Below are 16,087 nucleotides of genomic sequence, written 5' to 3' on the forward strand. Positions count from 1 at the left end.
AAACGGGACGTTGTCCCACTTGTTAATCGTACGGCACCCGTCGTGATGCCGTGAGGAGATCACCAGTGCGCTACCGTACCCTCGGCCGGACCGGCATCAAGGTCAGCCCCTACGCGCTCGGGGCCATGATGTTCGGGACCATCGGCAACCCCGACCACGACGACTCGATCCGCATCATCCACAAGGCCCTGGACGCGGGGATCAACTTCGTCGACACCGCCGACATGTACTCCCGCGGCGAGTCCGAGGAGATCGTGGGCAAGGCGCTCAAGGGCCGCCGCGACAGCGTCGTCCTCGCGACCAAGCTGAACCGCCCCATGGGGGACGACCCCAACCAGCAGGGCAACTCGCGGCGCTGGATCATGACCGCGGTCGACAACTCGCTGCGCCGCCTGGGCACCGACCACATCGACCTCTACCAGATCCACCGGCCGGACCCCGCCACCGACATCGAGGAGACGCTCTCGGCGCTCTCGGACCTGATCCGCAGCGGCAAGGTGCGCGCCATCGGATCGTCCACGATGCCCGCCTCCGACATCGTCGAGGCGCAGTGGGTCTCCGAGCGCCGCGGTCTGGAGCGGTTCCGGACCGAACAGCCGACCTACTCCATCCTCAACCGCGGCATCGAGAACGAGGTCCTGCCCGTCGCCCAGCGCTACGGGATGGGCACGCTGGTCTGGAGCCCGCTGGCACAGGGCATGCTCACCGGACGCATCCGCAAGGGGCAGCAGACCGACCTGCGCCGCGCGGCCTACTTCAAGCACCTCAGCGACGAGCGCCGGCTCGACGCCGTCGAACAGATCATCGCCGTCGCCGAACAGGCCGGCTTGAAGATGACGCACCTGGCCATGGCGTTCGCCATCACCCACCCCGGCGTGACCTCCGCCATCATCGGCCCGCGCACCATGGAGCAACTCGACGACCTGCTCGCCGGCGCGGACCTCCGGCTCGGCGACGACGTCCTCGACCGGCTCGACGCGATCGTCCCCCCGGGCACCGACGTCGGCGCGCTCGACATGGCGTACCGCCCTCCGGCCGTGCAGCAGGCGAGTCTGCTGCGCCGCCCGGAGGCGGAGCGCACCGCGGCCTGAAGGCGGGGCGGTTGAGTGGGGTGCGGATCGGCCGGCCGGCCGGGGCGGGGCGGGGTTCGGGCGGCCGGGCGGAGTGGATCTGCGGGCGCGGTCGTGGTCGGCGGTGGCGTTCCGGTTGCCGGTTGCTTGTTACCGCATGACGGGCGGGGGCCGGCTCCGCCGCGGCGCCCGGACAGCACGGCGTGCGGTGGCTCCTGCGACACCACCGGCCCCGATCGCCCCGGACGCGCCGGCCGTTCCACCGTTGCGGTCGCCCGGGACGCGCCGGCCGTTTCGCCGCTGCGAAGGACCCTGGGCCCGACGTGACCACCGATCCGGCCGCCACCGGCCCCGACACCGTGATCGACACCGACGGCCACGCCCACCGCGCGTACCGGGTCACCGGCGACGAACTCGTCTTCGTCCGCCCCGACGGCTACGTCGCCGCCCGCCGCCCCGCCGACGACCTGGCCGCCGTGCTCGCCCTCGTCGCCACAAACGGCCTGTGACCTGACGGCTCCGGCCGGACGGCGGCCGGAGCAAGGGACGTGCAGCCAGGTGCCGGCGGCCGGAGCCGCAGCGCGGTGGTGGCCGCGTGGACGATGGGGGCGGCCGCGCGGACGGCGGGTGCGCGGGGCTTCGTCCATCGTGTCGATTCGCGGCGGGAACTGTCGCTATCGTGCTCCGGTGACCGGTTCGGTGTGGCGTCCGCTGCTGTTTCTCGATGTCGATGGACCGCTCATCCCCTTCGGTGCGCTGTCCCAGCCGTATCCGACCTTCGCGACGGGGTCCGAACCGCTCGGTGCCGACGCGAATCCGCTCCTGGCCAGGGTCGACCCAGAGCATGGGCCCCGGCTGGCGGCGCTCCCGTGCGAAGTGGTCTGGGCGACGACATGGATGGCTGACGCGAACGAATGCATCGCGCCCCGCATCGGTCTGCCGCAACTGGCGGTGGTGGACTGGCCGGAGCCGTCCGACATCGACGACCAGGACGAGCGGAGCGGACTGCACTGGAAGACCCGCACACTGGTCGCATGGGCTGCGGGGCGCCCGTTCGCCTGGGTCGACGACGAGGTCACCGACACCGATCGGGCCTGGATCGCCGCCCATCATCGGGGGCGAGCCCTGCTCCATCGTGTCGATCCCCGGCGTGGCCTGACCGGCAGCGACTACGCGGCTCTCGACTCGTGGCTGCGACGGCTGGTCTGATATTCGGACTGGAGACCGTGGCGAGACCACCGGAAAGCACTCCGCGGCATGCGGCGGACGGCTGGCCGCTCGTGGAGCACCGGCTCCGAGGCGACCGGAGACGGAACGCCGATCCCCGTCCCGCCTTCCACCTTCCGTCCTCCGCCTGCCGCCGCGGTTCTACGCCGCCGGCTCGGCCGCCCCGGTCCGTCGCGAAGGCGGACTCCACCGGATTCGCCGCCGCGGCAGCAGCCACTTCCCGCCGCGGCAGCAGCCGCCCAGACCTTCCGACGTGGCAGCGGCCCCCGGGACCTACCGGGGTTTCACCGACGCCGGTGGAGTGGGGGAGTCGTCGGCCTGCTGACCGCCTGCGGGTTCGGTCGGCGGGGGTGTGGCCAGGCTCTGGAAGCACGGGCGCAGCAGGTCGATGATCTGCTCGGGGGAGGCGTCCGCCAGGTGCGTGAGGCGCAGCAGGTACCGCTCCGCGATCACGCCGTGGACGATCGCGCTGAGCAGGCTCGCGCGCAGGTTGGCGTCGGACGTTGGTATCGCCTCGGTGAGCTGGTTGAGCTGCGGCTCCCCGGCGGCCCGGAAGCGGTCGGCCGCGTCGGCGTTGGTGAGCATCGAGCGCAGAACCGCCAGCGACGCCGTCGGCTCGTCGTTCAGGCGTCTGCCCAGCGAGGTGAGCAGTGCCTCGGCCACCTCTTCCGAGGTACCGCCGGGCAACTCGTCGGCGGGAACCTCGGCGGCCCGGGCGAAGAGCAGGTCCTTGCTGCCGAAGTAGTGCATGACCAGCCCGGCGTCGACACCGGCCGCCGACGCCACGGCCCGGATCGTGGTCCGGTCGTAGCCGAGTTCGGCGAAGATCCGGCGGGCCTCGGCGAGAATGCGCTCCTCGCTCCGGCGGCGCTGCTGCGCCCTGGTGGGGCGGGCGCTCGATTCAGTCACCCGTTCATTCTACGGCCGTTGACCGGCGCCCTCATTTCGTTCTACGGTCGTTCAGTCAACGAGCGTTCAACGAAAAAGGAGGTGGCCATGACCGCCACGTCACGTGAGGTCGTCGAGCAGGTCCTGCGCGCGGGCCGCGAGATGGACACCGAAAGGTTCGTGAGCTTGATCGCCCCGGACGGTTACGTCGAGTGGCCGTACCGACCGGCAGGCATGCCAGGCCGTCTGGAGGGCCGCGAACAGATCCGCGACTTCCTGACCGCGCAGGCCAAGGGCTTGGTGAGGTTCGACGAGTACCGCAACACGGTGATCCACGAGACCGCCGACCCGGAGGTGGTGATCGTCGAGTACGACGCCCACGGCACCGTGATCCCCACCGGCGCGCCCCTGCGCCAGACCATCATCGCGGTGCTGCGGATCAGGGACGGCCTGGTCGTGTCGTATCGCGACTACCTCAACCCGCTGGTGCTGGCCGAAACGCTGGCGAGCGTCGGCAACGCGTAGTCCGGTGGCCGCCGTGACGGTCGCCCGCCGGTGCCGTAACGCCGCCTGATCCTCCGGCGCGGCCGCCTTCGGCTCCGCCGTCCGGCGGCGTGGCCGGAGGTGCTCCCGGGGAACCGCTTCACCTTCACGTCACGGGCCACGGCCACCGGCGCGACCCCTGCGGAGCCGGCGTCCCCCGGCGGGGCGTCAGATCGCGCCGCCGAGGGAGGCGACCTCCGACGCGTACAGCAGGGCGGGATCGAACCCCATGCCGGTGAAGTGACCGGCGAGTTCGAGGCTGATCACGCCGTGTACGCGGGTCCAGAACGTGAGCGCCGCTCGGGCGGCGGCCGGTGCGGCCGGTGAGACGCCCGTCCAGGCCGGGCAATCGGACAGATGCCGCTCGAAGGCGGCTCCGGCGGCGTCGGCCGCCTCCGCGGGGGCCGGGGCTTCGGCGCCTGCGTCGGGATCGGTGCCATCGTCGGGGTCGGCGTCCTCGCCGGGGCTCGCGCCGTCACCGGAACCGGTGCCATCGGGGCCGACGCCTTCACCGGGCCCGGCGCCGTCGCCAGGGCCGGCGGCCGTCCGGCGGCGCGAGTCGATCTCGGCGTACGTCGTCACCAGCAGTTCCATGATGCCGCCGGCGACCGTGGTGGCCTCCGGTGGTGCCGAGTAGCCGGGGACTGGCGTGCCGTAGATGAGCAGGTAGCGGTGCGGGTTGGCCAGCGCCCAGCGGCGCGTGGCGGTGGCGAGGTCGGCCAGGCGGCGCTCGGGGATGGCGGCGGCCGCGGCGGCGCGGTTGACCTCGGCCAGCTCGCGATAGGCGTCGAGGACCAGCTCGGTGACCAGCTCGTCGCGGTTGGCGTAGTAGCGGTACAGGGCCGGGCCGCTGAGGCCCATGAGCTTGGCGATCGCGTTGAGGGAGAGCGCAGACGCGCCGCTCCCGGCGACCTGCGCCCAGGCGTGGCCCTTGATCTCCTCGCGTACCTGCTGGCGGTAGCGCTCGCGGGGGTTCACGGGTGCGCTGGCCATCGGGCCTCCTCATGGCTTGACATCAGCAGCGTGACAGCAACATACTCCAGTTATAACCTCTAACTAAAGCTACGGATCATAAGGAGTCGTCATGGCCGAAGAGAGGACGATCGACCAGCTCAGCGAGGTCGTGCTGCCGGGGATCGTCGAGCCCGACGCCCTGCGGCTGAGCCGGCGAGCGGTTCCGATGCCCGGACCGGGCCAGGTCCTCGTCCGGGTGGAGGCCACCGGGGTGTCGTTCGCCGAGCTGGCGATGCGCCGGGGCCGCTACTACGACCAGCCCTCCTTCCCGTTCGTGCCCGGCTACGACCTCGTCGGAGTGGTCGCCGGGCTGGGCGCCGGAGTGGACCCGGCCCTGACCGGCCGGCGGGTCGCCGCCCTGACCAAGATCGGCGGCTGGACCACTCACGCCCTCGTCGACGCCGCCGACCTGGTCGCCGTGCCCGACGGTGTCGACCCGGTGGCCGCCGAGACCGTGGTCGTCAACGGCATCACCGCCTGGCAGATGCTGCACCGCAAGGCCCGGATCCGCCGTGGGCACACGATCCTGGTGCACGGCGCCAACGGCGGCGTCGGATCCACGCTGGCGCAACTCGCCTCGGCCGTCGGCGTGCGCGTGATCGGCACCGCGTCCGCCCGGCACCACGACGTGCTCCGCGCGCTGGGCATCGACCCCGTCGACTACCGCACCGAGGACGTTCCCGCCCGGGTCCGCGAACTCGCGCCCGACGGGGTGGACGCGGTCTTCGACAACGTCGGCGGCCGGAACCTCACCGACGCCTGGCACCTCCTGCGGCGCGGCGGCACGCTCGTCTCCTACGGCGCCGCCAGCACGCTGGACGGTTCGGGGTCGGCCTTCCTGCCCATGATCAAGATCCTGGCCAGGATGTGGTGGTGGAACGCCGCCCCCAACGGGCGGCACGCCTACCTCTACAACCTGTGGGCCGGCCGCAAACTGACCCGCCGCAGCTTCACCGCCCGGCTGCGCACCGACCTCACCGCCGTCTACGAGCTGGTGGCCAGCGGTCGGCTCGTCCCGCAGGTCGCGGCCACGCTCCCGCTGTCGCGCACCGCCGAGGCGATGAAACTGGCGGAGTCCCGCACGGCGGTCGGCAAGGTCGTGCTGATCCCCTGATCCCCTGATCCCCTGATCCCCGACTCCCCGATCCCTTTACTTCCTGACTGCGGGACGTGGGCGGTAGCGGACGACGTTGCCGGTTCGTCGCCGCCGGTCTGACGCCGTCGCTCCGATGCCGCCGGTCTGACGCCGTCGCTCCGACGCCGCCGGTCTGACGCCATCGATCCGACGCCGCCGGTCCGATCCCCCGGCGCGAGGTACGCCCCCGTTCAACTGCCGGCCGGAGTGTGGCGGTGTGCCGAGATCCGGCAACGACCGCTGCCACCCCGTCATCCGGACCGGGGCCACTTCACCCGGGCGGGGACTACTTCACCCGGACGGAGGCTCTTTCACCCGGACGGAAGCCCTTTCACCCGGACGGAAGCCCTTTCACCCGACCAGGACCGCCGACGGAATTCTCCCCCTCCCACACCACCGTCAGGAGATACAGCCGCACGACACCGGATGAGACACTTGTTCCGGTCAAGGACACCAGGAAAGGCGCCTCTTATGTTCGCGCGGGTTCAGACTTTTCATCAGGCGGCCGAGAAGCTCGACGAACTCGCCACCCTGGTCCGTGACCAACTCGCGGTGGCGCAGCCCCTGGGTTACCAGGGATTCCAGTACCTCATCGACCGCGAGAACGGGAAGGCGCTGCTGATCTCCTTCTGGGACACCGAGGAGAACCTGCGCCGGTTGGAGGCGGACAACGCCTCTACGCGTGAGCACGTCAAATCAGCAGCCGGCGTCGAGTCACCGACGGCCGAGGTGTTCGAGGTGACCCTCCAGGCCCTCTGAACGCCGTTGCGACGGCGGTCGCCGGCTATGCGTACCGGAACGGGCGCTGGTCCACTTCGTGCGGTCGCGTGACTTCCGGTTATGTCAACAGGGTTATTTGGCACAGGAGTTGGAACCTGGCGCGGTCGAACATCCGGTGCTTGAGCAATCTGATCCGGTTGACATGACATTCCGCGACGCCGGAGTTCCAGGGAAGTATGCGGCTGGCGGTGACGGCGTCGAGTCGGCAGGTACGAGGAAAGCCGGTAGGAGCCGTGTATCCGCCCCGACCAGCCCCAGCCCCAGCACCCCGAACCCAGGACCGGCCGCATGACCGGCCGGCCGCGCATGAAGCTGGCTCCCCTCATCAGGTGCCCGTTCATCAGGCTCCCGTGGAACCGGTAATCCAGGGAACCGGGGACGCGCTCTACCGGCGGACCGCCGAGATCAGTCCGCCGGGCTGCTTCTCGCGCTGCGGCGGGGTGCTGACCGGGCGGCCGTAGGCGGCGGCGCGCTCGTGCAGGGTGTGGCTGTCGGCCTGCCAGCCGTGCCCGGCCAGCCAGCCCACCGGGTCGTCGGGCATCTCCGAGACCCACATGGACGCCGGCGATCCCGGCTCGGCGTCCGCGCCGATGCCCTCGATCACGCCGCGCGAGCCCAATGTCAGCCCCATCCGACTGCCTGGTGCCGACTGCGTGCTGATCCGGGCCAGCAGTAGTTCCACCGCGTCCTCGGGCAGGTAGATCAGTAGTCCTTCGGCGATCCAGACGGTCGGCGTGGCCGGGTCGTGCCCCGCGGCGGTCAGCGCGGCCGGCCAGTCCTCACGCAGGTCCACCGCGACGGTGATCCGCTCGCAACGCGCGACCGCCCGCTCCTGGCGCAGCACCGAGGCCTTGAAGTCCAGTGGCGCGGCGGTGTCGACCTCGAACAGCCGGGTGCCCTCGGGCCAGTCCATCCGGAAGGCCCGGCTGTCCATCCCGGCGCCGAGCAGCACGACCTGCCGGACCCCGGAGGCGGATGCCCGCAGCAACAGGTCGTCGAGGTACTTCGTTCTGATGACGATGGAGAACGACACGGCCAGCCGGCGGCGTCGCGCGGTCTCGTCATCGGGCAGCGGCGACGAGGAGGGCCACAGGCCGCCGGCGGCGGCGAAGGCCTGTGCCAGTGGATCGCGGAACAGGGCGTCCTCCCGTTCGCTCTCCAGCGCCCGCACCCTGGCCACCCCCACCGCCGTGGCCCACACACCCGACGGCTGCACCGGCTCCCGCTCATCAGTCACCGCGCCAGCCTAGGTGATCGATTCCAGCGGCCCGACGAGGGGAGCGGGCTTCATGCGCGGCCGGTCGTGCACGACCAACCGATCGCCCCGCCCAGCCGCGCGACCGATGACTCCGACCATCACCCCGTACCGTCGGCGAACCGACGGCGCACGGCATCAGGTGCAGGTGAACGACGCGGACTTCTGTGCCGTGCCGGTGCTGTCCGAGACGGTCAGCGTGACCTGCGTGGGCAGGCCCGCCTGGCAGTGCCCGAGCATGGCGTCGGGGAGGGAGTCCACCACGGTGATGTCGGTCCCGGTCCAGGTGTAGTCGTACGTTCCGGTGCCGCTCGTGACGTCCGCGGAGCAGTCGAAGGTGCCGCCGCCGTCCGCGGTACAGGTCAGGGCGCTGATCGTCAGCGCGGTCGCGGGCCGGACCGTGGCGTGTGCGGGGGCGGCGAGGCAGCCCAGCGCGAGCAGGGCGACGGACGCCGCGGGAACAACGCGCCGCAGACGGGGAATGGGCGTGCGGGCCATGTGTCCTCCAGGACAGCTCTCGTGCTCCGGGGGTATGACGAGCCTTCAGAATCCTGTGCGGTCCGGAAAGGTAAGGCAAGAGATCGCACGCACATCGCGGCGTACGGTTCGTTGCCGCTTGCCGCTTGATGCCCGCCACGTGGTCGCCGACCAGTACCTCTCGACACCGTCGCCCGATCAGGGTTCGCCCGGCCCGTCCACGGCGCGATCATCGGCGGCAACGGCCTTGATCACGACCCGAGTTGACGATCCGGTACGCCAAGATGCCGGCGGAGGAAGTCGCATTGGTGCCGGAGCAGTCCTTCGGTGACGCCCGGGGTCTGCATCGCCCGGTGGCCGGTGCCGGGGAGCAGCAGGACCTCGTGCGGACGGTCGGCGGCCAGCAGCGCGGCGGACAGCCGCAGGGAGTTGGCCGGGTGGACGTTGTCGTCGGCGAGCCTGTGCATCAGCAGCAGCGGGCGGCGCAGTCGGGGGGCCTGCCGGATGAGGGACGCGGCGGCGTAGCGATCGGGGAAGTCGGCCGACCCCGAGCACGAGCGGGGTCGCGCGTCCGCAGCACCGGTGGTTGCGTCAGCGAGGCGATGGACAGCGCCGGCCGGCCGTCGCGCGCCACGGTGACCCGGGGCCCGGGGCGGTCCCGGCGCCGGGCGGCCAGCACGAGGGTGCCGCCGGCGGCGGCGCCGGTGTGCAGGCCGGGGCCTTCGGTCAGCCGGACCGGGCCGCCGTTCGGGTCGTAACGCCACAGATGGGTCTCGGTCGGTTCCCCGCAGGCGGTGAACAGCACCTGTTCGCCCTCGACGCCGAGCACCGCGCGCAACTGGAGGCCGGGAGGGGTGACCGGGCTGCCGTCCACGGTGAGGTGGCGGGTGGCGCCGAGGTCGGTGTGGCCGACGAGGGCGCCGCCGGCGGTGCGTACGGGCAGGCCGGGGACCGGGTGCACCCAGCAGGCGTCGCGCTGTTGGGCCAGCACCGTGGTGCGGCCGTCGGCCGGGTCGATGCCGAGCAGCAGCACGGTGCGCTGGTCGCGCGACTGGACCAGGGCGTACGGGCCGTGCTCGTCCCAGCCGGCGCCGATGACGTACTCGAAGCCGGCCCGGTCCCAGCGGGCCTCGGTACGGGTGCCGTCGAGTTCCGTCAGCCACAGGGTGACGTCGGAGTTGGCCCGGCCGGCGGCGGCGTAACGGTAGGCGCGCGGCGGGTCTTCGGGGCGGGCCGGGTCGGCGAGGTACCAGTGGGCGACCCGGGCGGAGTCGGTGCGGGCCGCCAGCAGGCGGGTGTCGTCCGGCGACCACCACAAGCCGCGCGGGCCGTCGCAGGTCGCGGAGGTGTGCGGGGCGGTTCCGAACGCGGTGTCGGGCCGGTCCGGCGTGGCGAGCGCCCGGTCGCCGGTGCCGTCCGTGGCGACGACCCGCAGGGTGTCGCCGTCGCGGTAGGCGACACGCCGTCCCGTGGTCGGGGCGCGGGTCGGCGACCGTACCCGCGGTGGGCAGCCGGCGCGCCGGACCGCCGGCGACGTCCACCGTCCACAGTTCGCCGCCGCGGGCGAAGGCGGCCAGTCGCACCGCACGGTCGGTGGCGTAGTCGCTGACGTCCTCGGCCAGCAGGCGTTCCGTTCCGGTGCCGGTGTCCAACGCCCACAGCAGGCCGACCGGATCGACGCCGGAGCGGGACCGCAGGAACAGCACGGTGCCGCCGTGGGGCGCGACGGTGAAGCGTTCCGGGGCACCGAGGGTGAAGCACCGGGTGCGTACGAGCTGTGCGGGCAGCGAGTCGCCGGTCATATCGGGCAGTATGCGCTCCCAACAGCCCGTCGGACTTTCGGATCGGCCGCCTCCTGCCGACGGCAGCGTCTACGCTTTTGACCCGCCGCCACCGCACGAACGTGTGCCGTCACGTGCCGATGCCCGATGCCGGCCGCACCTGGCGGTCGCCCAGGGGCCATCCCTACCGCGGGTGGCCCACGATCAGCACACGCCCCCGGAACGGCGTCACCGGGCCGGGATCGGCTGAGTGAGGTTCACCGGGTTGCCGTCGGGGTCCTTGATGTGGGCGACGCGCTGTCCCCACGGCATGTCGTTGGGGCCGCCGCTGACCGAGCCGCCCAGCGCCACCACCCGGCCGAGCGTCTCGTCGACGTCGTCGACACCGATGCTGAGCAGAATCCGCGACGCTGCCCCGGCCCCCGCGTCCTCCTTGGCCACCAGCCCGAGGTCGGTGTCGCCGATGCGCAGACCGAGGTAGAAGGCCGGGCCTTCCGCCGGTACCCGGAAGATCTCCTCGGCGCCGAACAACTGCGTGTAGAAGCCGAGCAGAACGTCCTGGTCGGCAGTCACGATCACTGGCTGGATGGTGGACATGGCACTCCTGTCGAGAACGATCGTGTCGCCGGGCAGCCCGCTTGAGGATGGTGAACTCATCGACGGAACCACCCCGCCGGCCATTCAACAACACGGATCGCCGCCCAAGGCCAGCACGAGCACCCCGGAACGAGGTCACGCCACCCGCTGGCAAGCCGCTTCGACATGGCGCAGCCGCCTGGCCAACGCAGCATTCAGCCCGTGAGTTGTTCGATGCGTCGGGCGCTTTGGCTGCCGGGTCGCGGGGTGAAGATGAGCATGTGCTGTCCGGGAGCCGTGACGATCTCGAACGTACTGCAGTAGAGGTGGAGGTCGCCGACCAGGGGATGGTGCAGGAGCTGCTCCGATGGCAACGGGCTCAGCCGCAGTTCGTGCGCCGACCACAGTTCCGCGAAGTCCGCGCTGCCGGCGCTGAGTTCCCTTACGATGCCCGCGATCCGTGGGTCGTCGGGGTACCGGGTCGACGAGGCCCGCAGCCTCGCCACCGCCATGCGGGCGCTGGACTGCCACTCCCCGAAGAACGTCCGGGCCGCGGGGTCGCGGAACACCATCCGCAGGAGGTTGTCGGCCCTGGAGAACCCGTCGCAGAGGGCGGCGCCGGCCGGATTGAGGTCCACGACGTCGAGGCTGGGACCGATGACCACGACCGGGGCCCGGAGCAGCGGGGAACCGAGCAGGTCCTGGAGGGGGAGACCGAGGCCGGGGGCGGGGACGGTCGACCATGCCGCCAGGCCCGCCAGACGGAACAGGTGGCCGCTCTCGCTGTCGTTCAGGCGCAGCGCCCGGGCGATGGCCTTGAGGACCTGGGCGGAGGGGTGGCGCTCCCGGCCCTGCTCCAGGCGGGTGTAGTAGTCGGTGCTGATCCCCACCAGATGGGCGACCTCCTCGCGGCGCAGCCCCCGGACCTGGCGCCGGCGCTGGTCCATCACGACGTTCACCGTGCGGGGGTCGGTCCGTGCCCGCCAGGCTTTGAGGAAGTCACCGAGCCCGGGCGGCCGGGCGCCGCGCGCGCCGCGTCCGCCGGACGGGGCGGCAGTCGCGTCGGGCCGGTGTTCAGCGAGGGGAACGGGAGCCATGGCAGCCTCCGGTGTGATCATCTCCGAAGCGCGTGCGCGGTTCGGCCTGGAGTGGTGTTCGGACAGGGCCGGCGGTGACGTCCGGCCGCTGTGGCAGGTCCGGGCGCTGACGCCGGGCCGTTGCGGCAGGTCCGGGTGCCGGTGTCGGGCCGACGACGCGGTGCGGGTGCGGGGCGTCGGCCGGACGTACGGTGACGCGACGGGCGACCGCGCCGCGGACGAGGTCGAGTGTCAAACGCCGGGTGACGTGGCGCGCCGGATCGCCCGGCACGTCACCGGGCGGTCCGTGGCGGTGTCCGGTGGGACACCCTCAGCCGGACGCCGCTGTGCGCTCCCGGCGTGAGCGCGGGCCGTACCGGACGTTGATGTCGCCGAGGCGGCCGGGACGGCTGGGGCGGCTGGGGCGGTCGGGGTCGGGACGGAGGGCGTCGGGGTCGTTCGGCCGGTCGGACACCGCCACCGCCGACACGCCGGGCGGGTGTGGCCGCCAGCGGCAGAAGAGGCGCCGTGAGCAGCACCGATGGGTCTGCGGGAGAAGGCATGGCCATAGCCTTACAGCGGTCCTTTATTCAGGCAAAGACAGAAGTGAGGCCTTCCATGCGTTTCGGGCATGGGTTCGGGTGCCGCCGGTTTCCCTGCCTGCCGCGTGTCCGCACGCGATACGGCACACGAGCACGGTCAACCGTTGCGGCAGGTCAACGGCGCGGGCCTGACGCAGGCGGACCGGCGTCGGCCCCGGTATCCACGCCGGCCCCGGTATCCGCCCGGTACCTCATCCGGCGCCGGCCGGTATTCCGCCGGGGCCGGTATCCGCGGTGGTCGGCCGCACCTCCCGGGGACACCCGGGGCAGCGGTCCCGGGCGATCCTCGCGGGTCAGAGGGATGCCAGCCAGGCCGTCGTGTCGTCGGGGTGGCTGAAGCGGAGAGTGTCGAGAGGGACGAACCGGGGATCGTGGGCACGACGCTCGATCTCGCGGCGGCGGGCACCGTGTTGCGACCAGGCCCACCAGGCGGGGTGTTCACGGCTCAGCCAGCCCGTCCAGGTTTCCCTGTTGCCGCCGAAGACGGCCTCGCGTGTGACGGTGCGCCGGACGGATCGGCGCAGAACGCGAGGCATGATGACGCGCTTGGAATAGTCCAGCCAGATCACGGTGTCGGCCCGGTCCCACAGCAGGTCACGGACTTCCGGATAGCCGAGGGAGTCGATGATCCAGCGAGGCTCGGCGGTGAGCCGCGAAACATCCTCGGTCAGCTTGTCGTTGACTGCCCAGTTGGGACCGGTGAAGTACAGCGCGTCCATCTCGTGGTGGCGCAGGCCCAGGCGACCGCTCAATGTTCGGGCGAGGGTGGTCTTGCCCGCACCGGTCATCCCCACCACCAGCACCCGCTCCATGGGTGAACCCTATCCCGGCGCCCTGTGGGGAACGTTCCCGCGCACCTCACCCGCCGCCGAATGCCTGCGGAGAGCACTTCGGCATCGAGAACTCCGCTCGCCGCATCAGGGACGTCACCGTCGGAGGGTGGCCGGGGCGCGGGACGCGGTTCCGGTACCGGTGGACGGCGTGGCGTCGGCGAGGAACCGCGCACCGATCCCGGCCCGCCACCCGTGGCGGCTGCGGGAGTACGGCGGCGGCAACCCTCCGCGGGCCTTCCTGGAGGCCGGGACGTCGGGCATCGTCGACGGGCCTCCCGGCGAGGTGCGGGAAGCGCGGGATCACGCCCGGCGTATGCCGGACGGCGGCCGCGGTCGGGGTGCGCGACTGCCGGGGAGACGGGCGGTGAGTGCCTACCGGGAGCAGCGGTGCGCCATAGTGGTGGCTGCCGGGTGTTCGCGCGGCGCAGGCGATCAGAGAAGGTGCACGCTATGGGCCACCCGGTGGACGTGGAGATCGACCTGGACCGTGACGTGTTCCTGCGCACCCTGGTGCGTGAGTTGGCGACGTCGCTGGAGTCGGTGATCGGCCTGGAGGAGGCCTCGGGCTACATCAGTGTGGTGGGCCAGGCGGTGGGCACCCAGATCGACGAGATGTACCTCAAGGCCCTGGGCGTGGAGCGGTTGTCGCCCGAGCAGGTCGCGGCCGCGCTGGTGGACCTCAAGCGCCGCATCAAGGGCGACTTCTACGTGATCGAGCAGGACGAGGAAAAGATCGTGCTGGGCAACCGGGCCTGCCCGTTCGCGGAGAAGGTGCTGGGGCGCGAGTCGATGTGCATGATGACCTCGAATGTCTTCGGGACCATCGCCGCACGCAACCTGGGGTACGCCAGCGTGGAACTTCAGCAGACCATCGCCAGGGGCGACGCCGGCTGCCGCGTCGTGGTCCACCTGGTCCCCGGTGCCGAGGTGGGGCTCGGGCGCGAGTACTTCGCCGACGTCGACGCCCTGCCCCCGCACCCGGGCTCCGGTTCGGTGCCTGCGTGAGCCTGGGTCTCTTCGAGGCCATCACCAAAGCCCTGCCCACCGCCGTCCTGCTGTGCGCGGCCGACGGCACGGTCCTGGCGGCCAACCCCGCCGCCACCCGTGCCGCCGCCCAACTCACGGCAGGCACCAGCTTGTTGGAGCACACCCACGGCGACCCGCAGGCCCTGCGCGCGGCCCTGGCCGGCTGGCTGCGCTCCGGTACCCCGCTGCCCGGGGCGCTGGTGCTCAAGGACGGCCGGGGGACGGTTGCGCGGTTCCGCTGCCAGGGGGCACGGGCCTCGTGGTGGACCGGCCCGGGCCCGGCCGTCCAGCTCAACCTGCACCGGCTGGACCAGGGCGACCGGTTCGTGGCCCTGAACCAGCAGGTGGCCGCGCTGAACCGCGAGGTCGCCTACCGGCGCACCGCCGAAGCCCAACGCGAACGCCTCCTGGCCGCCGAACAGGCCGCCCGCCACCGGTTGCAGGACCTCTACCAGCTCACCGCCGCCCTGGCCGCAGCGGTGACCCTCGACCAGGTCGCCGACGCCGTGCAGACGGCCGCCCCCGCAACGCTGGGCGCCGAGCGGGTGGACATGCGTCTGCACGCCCAGCGCCTCATCCCGGACCTGGGACCGCACGACAGGACACCCGCGCCCGGGACCCCCGCCTGGACCAACCTCGACACCGCGTCGGCGACCGAAGCGCCGCGCCGGCAAGTGCCCGCGCCGCCGGGGACGTTCCGCGTGCGACTGACCTTCCAGCAGACCGTGCTCGGCGTACTGGACGTCCGCCACCCCGCACACACCGCACCGGCGGAGCCCGACCACGTACGGGCGGTGGCGCAGCAGATCGCACAGGCGGTACGCCGTGCCGGGCTGTACGAGCACGAGCACCGCCTGGCCGAACGTCTGCAACTGAGCCTGTTGCCCCGGCTGCCACCCGTCACCTCCCTGGAGACGGCCACCTGCTACGCCCCGGGCAGCGACCTGCTCCAGGTCGGCGGCGACTGGTACGACCTGTACGACCTGGACGAGAACCACGTGGCGCTGTCGATCGGCGACGTGGCCGGCCACGGACTGCCCGAGGCCGCCGTCATGGCCCGGACCACCGCGGCACTGCGCGCCATCGTCCAACGCTGCGGACACCACCCCGCCCAGGTCATGGACCGCCTCAACGCCTTCCTGCACCAGCACCACCACGGCGCCATGGCCACCGCCTGCTACCTGCTCCACCACCTGCCCACCCGTACCCTCACCTACGTCAAGGCCGGCCACCCCCCGCCGCTGCTCATCACCCCCGACGGCGGCAGCCGGTACCTGAACGGCCCCATCAGCCCACCCGTGGGCCCCATCGAAAAAGCGCGCTACCGCGAGGGCCGTACCACGTGGAGAGCCAGCGAGACGCTGCTGCTGTACACCGACGGGCTGATCGAACGCCGCGGTGAAAGCCTCGACACGGGCCTGGACCACCTCGCCCGCGCCCCCCGCGACGGCATGGGCCTGAGCCTGCGGGACCTGTGCCAGCACCTGCTGAACCACCGACCCCACACCCACTACCCCGACGACCGCGCCCTGCTCCTGGCCCGCCCCCGGCCCACCGGCAGCAGCTCGCCGTGAACCGTGCGGGTGGCCGGCGGACCACCTCCCCAGGCCCACCGGCAGAGCGGCGCCGCCCGCGTACGCCGGCAGCCAGCGCGTCGGTGGCCGCCGGGCAGTCCGCGACGGCGGTGTGTTCCTGGAGGTCGCGGGCGCTGCGCAGGTCGGCCCGTGCGCGGACCGGCATCGACATCGGAACACCCGCTCGGCTTCCCGACGCGGTCCGGCGACGGCTGAGGAAGGGGGCCGCT

General features: G+C 72.1%; 18 protein-coding genes. 9 read left to right on the forward strand and 9 right to left on the reverse strand.

Annotated features, from left to right (window positions below; all coding sequences use genetic code 11):
• The first annotated feature begins 65 nt into the window (after positions 1-65).
• The 3 genes from POF43_RS20040 (at position 66) to POF43_RS20050 (ending at position 2,279) form a co-directional block, all read left to right on the forward strand.
• Positions 66-1,091 (forward strand): aldo/keto reductase, encoded by a 1,026-nt coding sequence (locus tag POF43_RS20040; RefSeq protein WP_271314116.1) that lies wholly within the window; start codon positions 66-68, stop codon positions 1,089-1,091.
• Positions 1,092-1,393: 302 nt separating this feature from the next.
• On the forward strand, positions 1,394-1,579 hold the full coding sequence (locus POF43_RS20045) for a hypothetical protein (protein ID WP_271324930.1): 186 nt from the start codon (positions 1,394-1,396) through the stop codon (positions 1,577-1,579).
• Positions 1,580-1,757: 178 nt separating this feature from the next.
• Entirely contained in the window at positions 1,758-2,279 is a 522-nt protein-coding gene (locus POF43_RS20050) for an HAD domain-containing protein (RefSeq protein ID WP_271324931.1), read from the forward strand.
• 291 nt (positions 2,280-2,570) lie between these two features.
• Here POF43_RS20050 and POF43_RS20055 read toward each other — a convergent pair whose 3' ends face one another.
• On the reverse strand, positions 2,571-3,206 hold the full coding sequence (locus tag POF43_RS20055) for a TetR/AcrR family transcriptional regulator (RefSeq protein WP_271315246.1): 636 nt from the start codon (positions 3,204-3,206) through the stop codon (positions 2,571-2,573).
• Positions 3,207-3,293: 87 nt separating this feature from the next.
• Between POF43_RS20055 and POF43_RS20060 the strand changes: the two genes are divergently transcribed.
• Positions 3,294-3,710 carry a nuclear transport factor 2 family protein gene (locus tag POF43_RS20060; RefSeq protein WP_504993282.1) on the forward strand — a complete coding sequence of 139 codons (417 nt, stop codon included), beginning with the start codon at positions 3,294-3,296 and terminating at the stop codon, positions 3,708-3,710.
• A gap of 186 nt (positions 3,711-3,896) precedes the next feature.
• Here the strand turns inward: POF43_RS20060 and POF43_RS20065 are convergent, their stop codons facing one another.
• Positions 3,897-4,721 (reverse strand): TetR/AcrR family transcriptional regulator, encoded by an 825-nt coding sequence (locus tag POF43_RS20065; protein ID WP_271324933.1) that lies wholly within the window; start codon positions 4,719-4,721, stop codon positions 3,897-3,899.
• A gap of 91 nt (positions 4,722-4,812) precedes the next feature.
• Between POF43_RS20065 and POF43_RS20070 the strand changes: the two genes are divergently transcribed.
• On the forward strand, positions 4,813-5,856 hold the full coding sequence (locus POF43_RS20070) for a medium chain dehydrogenase/reductase family protein (RefSeq protein WP_271324934.1): 1,044 nt from the start codon (positions 4,813-4,815) through the stop codon (positions 5,854-5,856).
• Positions 5,857-6,348: 492 nt separating this feature from the next.
• Positions 6,349-6,636, forward strand: coding sequence for a hypothetical protein (locus tag POF43_RS20075; protein ID WP_271324935.1), 288 nt, complete (start codon positions 6,349-6,351; stop codon positions 6,634-6,636).
• Between the two features lie 406 nt (positions 6,637-7,042).
• On the opposite strand, the gene POF43_RS20080 is transcribed toward POF43_RS20075, so the two are convergent.
• From POF43_RS20080 to POF43_RS20100, 5 genes are all read right to left on the reverse strand, one after another.
• A complete protein-coding gene (locus POF43_RS20080; protein WP_282704683.1) occupies positions 7,043-7,894 on the reverse strand; it encodes a class I SAM-dependent methyltransferase in 852 nt (283 codons plus the stop codon).
• A gap of 156 nt (positions 7,895-8,050) precedes the next feature.
• Positions 8,051-8,410, reverse strand: coding sequence for a hypothetical protein (locus tag POF43_RS20085; protein ID WP_271315250.1), 360 nt, complete (start codon positions 8,408-8,410; stop codon positions 8,051-8,053).
• Between the two features lie 230 nt (positions 8,411-8,640).
• The gene (locus POF43_RS20090) at positions 8,641-8,895 is read right to left on the reverse strand and encodes an alpha/beta hydrolase family protein (protein ID WP_282704687.1); all 255 of its coding nucleotides are present in this window, start codon (positions 8,893-8,895) and stop codon (positions 8,641-8,643) included.
• A complete protein-coding gene (locus POF43_RS20095) occupies positions 8,856-9,977 on the reverse strand; it encodes a DPP IV N-terminal domain-containing protein (protein WP_271323720.1) in 1,122 nt (373 codons plus the stop codon). The genes POF43_RS20090 and POF43_RS20095 overlap by 40 nt, the downstream gene beginning before the upstream one ends.
• A gap of 421 nt (positions 9,978-10,398) precedes the next feature.
• Entirely contained in the window at positions 10,399-10,767 is a 369-nt protein-coding gene (locus POF43_RS20100; protein WP_271315252.1) for a VOC family protein, read from the reverse strand.
• On the opposite strand from POF43_RS20100, the gene POF43_RS20105 reads away from it, so the two are divergent.
• On the forward strand, positions 10,757-10,972 hold the full coding sequence (locus POF43_RS20105; protein WP_271323719.1) for a hypothetical protein: 216 nt from the start codon (positions 10,757-10,759) through the stop codon (positions 10,970-10,972). The genes POF43_RS20100 and POF43_RS20105 overlap by 11 nt on opposite strands.
• On the opposite strand, the gene POF43_RS20110 is transcribed toward POF43_RS20105, so the two are convergent.
• Together POF43_RS20110 and POF43_RS20115 are read right to left on the reverse strand one after the other, a co-directional pair.
• A complete protein-coding gene (locus POF43_RS20110) occupies positions 10,962-11,864 on the reverse strand; it encodes a helix-turn-helix domain-containing protein (protein ID WP_308217749.1) in 903 nt (300 codons plus the stop codon). The two genes, POF43_RS20105 and POF43_RS20110, sit on opposite strands and share 11 nt — an antisense overlap.
• Positions 11,865-12,717: 853 nt before the next feature.
• The gene (locus POF43_RS20115; protein ID WP_271323717.1) at positions 12,718-13,236 is read right to left on the reverse strand and encodes a P-loop NTPase family protein; all 519 of its coding nucleotides are present in this window, start codon (positions 13,234-13,236) and stop codon (positions 12,718-12,720) included.
• Between the two features lie 471 nt (positions 13,237-13,707).
• Here POF43_RS20115 and POF43_RS20120 point away from each other — a divergent pair, with 471 nt between their 5' ends.
• Both POF43_RS20120 and POF43_RS20125 read left to right on the forward strand, forming a co-directional pair.
• Positions 13,708-14,262, forward strand: coding sequence for a methanogen output domain 1-containing protein (locus tag POF43_RS20120; protein WP_271317293.1), 555 nt, complete (start codon positions 13,708-13,710; stop codon positions 14,260-14,262).
• Positions 14,259-15,857, forward strand: coding sequence for a PP2C family protein-serine/threonine phosphatase (locus POF43_RS20125; protein WP_271323716.1), 1,599 nt, complete (start codon positions 14,259-14,261; stop codon positions 15,855-15,857). The genes POF43_RS20120 and POF43_RS20125 overlap by 4 nt, the downstream gene beginning before the upstream one ends.
• Positions 15,858-16,087: the final 230 nt, after the last annotated feature.

The organism is Streptantibioticus silvisoli, from assembly GCF_027947535.2.
Classification (GTDB): domain Bacteria; phylum Actinomycetota; class Actinomycetes; order Streptomycetales; family Streptomycetaceae; genus Streptantibioticus_C; species Streptantibioticus_C silvisoli.

Excerpts from the sequence above, each read along its gene's own strand:
- POF43_RS20120 (WP_271317293.1), top strand. The coding sequence starts at position 13,708 with ATGGGCCACCCGGTGGACGTGGAGATCGACCTGGACCGTGACGTGTTC.
- POF43_RS20115 (WP_271323717.1), bottom strand. The coding sequence starts at position 13,236 with ATGGAGCGGGTGCTGGTGGTGGGGATGACCGGTGCGGGCAAGACCACC.
- POF43_RS20085 (WP_271315250.1), bottom strand. The coding sequence starts at position 8,410 with ATGGCCCGCACGCCCATTCCCCGTCTGCGGCGCGTTGTTCCCGCGGCG.
- POF43_RS20065 (WP_271324933.1), bottom strand. The coding sequence starts at position 4,721 with ATGGCCAGCGCACCCGTGAACCCCCGCGAGCGCTACCGCCAGCAGGTA.
- POF43_RS20070 (WP_271324934.1), top strand. The coding sequence starts at position 4,813 with ATGGCCGAAGAGAGGACGATCGACCAGCTCAGCGAGGTCGTGCTGCCG.
- POF43_RS20060 (WP_504993282.1), top strand. The coding sequence starts at position 3,294 with ATGACCGCCACGTCACGTGAGGTCGTCGAGCAGGTCCTGCGCGCGGGC.
- POF43_RS20105 (WP_271323719.1), top strand. The coding sequence starts at position 10,757 with ATGGTGGACATGGCACTCCTGTCGAGAACGATCGTGTCGCCGGGCAGC.
- POF43_RS20100 (WP_271315252.1), bottom strand. The coding sequence starts at position 10,767 with ATGTCCACCATCCAGCCAGTGATCGTGACTGCCGACCAGGACGTTCTG.
- POF43_RS20110 (WP_308217749.1), bottom strand. The coding sequence starts at position 11,864 with ATGATCACACCGGAGGCTGCCATGGCTCCCGTTCCCCTCGCTGAACAC.
- POF43_RS20075 (WP_271324935.1), top strand. The coding sequence starts at position 6,349 with ATGTTCGCGCGGGTTCAGACTTTTCATCAGGCGGCCGAGAAGCTCGAC.